Below are 2,503 nucleotides of genomic sequence, written 5' to 3'. Positions count from 1 at the left end.
GTTTGGATTTTGGACTTTGGATTTTGGATTTTGGGCTACAGGGGTGCCGATGTGATGGCGATCGCGGCGCTGAACCTGCCACAAATTAGCCGCAACAATGCCTGAAAGCGACACCGTCAGAATAATGACCACCCACACCCAGGCCTCCTGTATGGCCCCGGCTTCGACGGCAAAATAAATCGCCATTGGCATGGTCTGAGTGCGGCCAGGAATATTCCCCGCCACCATCAGCGTTGCCCCAAATTCGCCCAGGGCGCGGGCAAAGGCCAGGGTAAGCCCCGCCAGCAGTCCCGGCACCGACAGCGGCAGCACAATCCGCCAAAAAATTCGCCCTTCCCGCGCCCCCAGGGTACGCGCCACCTGAATCAGGGCCGGATCAATTTGCTCGAAGGCCCCCAGGGCGGTGCGGTACATCAGCGGAAACGCCACCACCGTCGCCGCAACGACGGCCCCGTACCAGGTAAAGACGAGATTGAGGCCGAGAGATTTTAGACTCGCCCCCAGGGGGCCGTTGCGGCCCAGCAGCAGCAGCAGCAAAAAGCCCACCACTGTCGGCGGCAGCACCAGCGGTGCCACTAAAACAGCTTCAATCAAAGACTTGCCCGGCCCCCGGTAGTCCAGCATCCAGTAGGCGGCGGCGATACCAACCAAAAAGGCCGCCCCCGTCGCCAAACTGGCGACTCTAAACGAAATCCACAGAGGGGATAGATCTAAAGGCATGGGGCTTACTCTAGAACGGTGAAGCCAAAGTCTTCAAACACGGCCCGGGCGGCATCACTCGACAAATAGTCCACAAAGGTTTGGGCGGCTTCGGGGTTAGCGGCCTCGTCAAGCACGGCCAGGGGGTAAGTGATCGGATTGTGCAAATCGGCGGCGGCGATCGCCACCACCGTCACTCGATCAGAAAGGGCTGCATCGGTGGCGTAGACCACGCCAGCATCTACGTTGCCCGACTCCACCGCCGCCAGCACTCCCCGCACATTGTTGGCAAAAATTAGCTTGGGCTGAAGGGCCGCCAAAATGTCCAGGTTGTTAAACACCTGCTCGGCATACTGCCCGGCGGGTACGCTGCGAAATTCGCCAGCGGAGATTCGTTCTACGTCTGGCTGGGTGAGGTCGCTAAAGTCATCCAGGTCCAGAGGGGAATTTTCTGGGGTAATCAGCACCAGCCGGTTGCCCAGCAGATCTTGGCGAGTGCCGGCGCGCAGCAGCCCCTGATCGTCTAGGGCATCCATCTGGGGCACTCCGGCAGAAATGAAAACATCTACCGGCGCACCCTGCTCGATCTGCTGTTGCAGCGCCCCGGAGGAGCCGAAGTTGTAGTTGAGGGCAATCTCTGGGTGCGCGGCCTCAAAATCGGTCTGAATGGCCTGCATGGCATCTTGAAGGCTGGCCGCTGCTGAAACGAGGAGCGCTGTCTGCGACTGAGCCAATCTCTGCTCCTGGGCTTCTAGCGGAAAGCTGGCCTGAAGGGCGACCCCACCCATCAGGCTCAGGCCCAGGGCGGTGGTAACCCACAGAAAGTTTCGTCTTTTCATAGTCTTCAGAGAGAATTGGTATGGATTTACCGTCGCGCCGGGTTTGTAGCGACAGACCTGTGGCGCTAGTCCTACGGCAAATCTTGTGTCATCAGCTTAGATCAATATACCAACCAAGTTGGTATTGCCCAATACCGTCATTCTGGGTTTTGCCATGCCTCGAAAAAGCCAAGGATGGATCACCTTTCAGGCCTCCGAAGAGGAGCGCAAAATTCTCGACGGCTACTGTCAGCGCACTCAGCGCAGCAAAACCGATATTCTGCGGGAGCTAGTGCGCAGCCTGGAGCAGCCCGACGCCGCTACTGGCCCATCGGAAATGCCGACTCCATTCAAAGATGAGCGCGAAGAGCAGGAATTTTTGGCCGTACAGCGCGACTTTGCGATCAGCGCCCGCAATCTGCTGCGGGGCAAGATCACCGCGATCGCCATCGACGGCGTCAACGCCGAACTCACCCTGGCGATCGCCCCTGGTGTCGAGCTGGTCGCCATCATTACCGTAGCCTCTGTGGAGCGCATGAAGCTGGCCGTGGGCAAGGAGGTCTATGCCGTGGTCAAGTCCAACAGCGTGATGATCGCGGCGATCGCGCCCTAGGCCACCTCAGCCCTAAAATACCAATATAGTTGGTATAGCTCCTAGCAGTTTCCGGCGCGGGGATCTGTCACCGTTGCAGAGGGTTTTGGGATGGGTGGGGAATGCGCGATCGCCCAGAATTGTCCTGCCCAGAGTTTCATTACCATGGCCTATCAAGCGTTGCCGTCTCCGGTTCGAGCAGTATGCCATCCTCTGCTGGTATCGGTACTGCTCCACGGTCTGCTGCTGACCGCCCCCTGGCTGCGCCCTGTCCCCCAGGTGGAGGCAACTTCAGCGGCTACCCCCAAGCAGGGGGAGGCGATCGCCACCGTTCGACTAGAGGATTTGCTCGTTCCGGCTGCCGACAGCCCATCAGTGCCCTCCTCCCTTACAC

Annotated in this window: 4 protein-coding genes; 2 read left to right on the top strand and 2 right to left on the bottom strand. The window is 59.3% G+C overall.

Going from position 1 to position 2,503, the window contains the following annotated elements; all coding sequences use genetic code 11:
• Together modB and modA are read right to left on the bottom strand one after the other, a co-directional pair.
• On the bottom strand, positions 1 to 720 hold a 720-nt coding region (gene modB, locus IQ273_RS32495), incomplete at its 3' end, for a molybdate ABC transporter permease subunit (RefSeq protein WP_194027204.1).
• A gap of 5 nt (positions 721 to 725) precedes the next feature.
• Positions 726 to 1,538, bottom strand: coding sequence for a molybdate ABC transporter substrate-binding protein (gene modA, locus IQ273_RS32490; protein WP_194027203.1), 813 nt, complete (start codon positions 1,536 to 1,538; stop codon positions 726 to 728).
• Between the two features lie 154 nt (positions 1,539 to 1,692).
• Here modA and IQ273_RS32485 point away from each other — a divergent pair, with 154 nt between their 5' ends.
• Together IQ273_RS32485 and IQ273_RS32480 are read left to right on the top strand one after the other, a co-directional pair.
• Positions 1,693 to 2,130: a molybdopterin-binding protein gene (locus IQ273_RS32485; RefSeq protein ID WP_194027202.1), complete on the top strand. Its 438-nt coding sequence runs from the start codon at positions 1,693 to 1,695 to the stop codon at positions 2,128 to 2,130.
• Positions 2,131 to 2,274: 144 nt separating this feature from the next.
• Positions 2,275 to 2,503, top strand: a 229-nt coding sequence (locus IQ273_RS32480) for a hypothetical protein (RefSeq protein ID WP_194027201.1), incomplete at its 3' end; no start/stop codon positions are given.

Origin of the sequence: Nodosilinea sp. LEGE 07298 (assembly GCF_015207265.1) — a bacterium.
Lineage (GTDB): Bacteria > Cyanobacteriota > Cyanobacteriia > Phormidesmidales > Phormidesmidaceae > Nodosilinea.
This window is presented reverse-complemented; position numbering and strand designations above follow the sequence as displayed.

What these genes read in the sequence shown, in the direction of transcription:
- modA (WP_194027203.1), bottom strand. Translation starts at nt 1,538, where the DNA reads ATGAAAAGACGAAACTTTCTGTGGGTTACCACCGCCCTGGGCCTGAGC.
- IQ273_RS32485 (WP_194027202.1), top strand. Translation starts at nt 1,693, where the DNA reads ATGCCTCGAAAAAGCCAAGGATGGATCACCTTTCAGGCCTCCGAAGAG.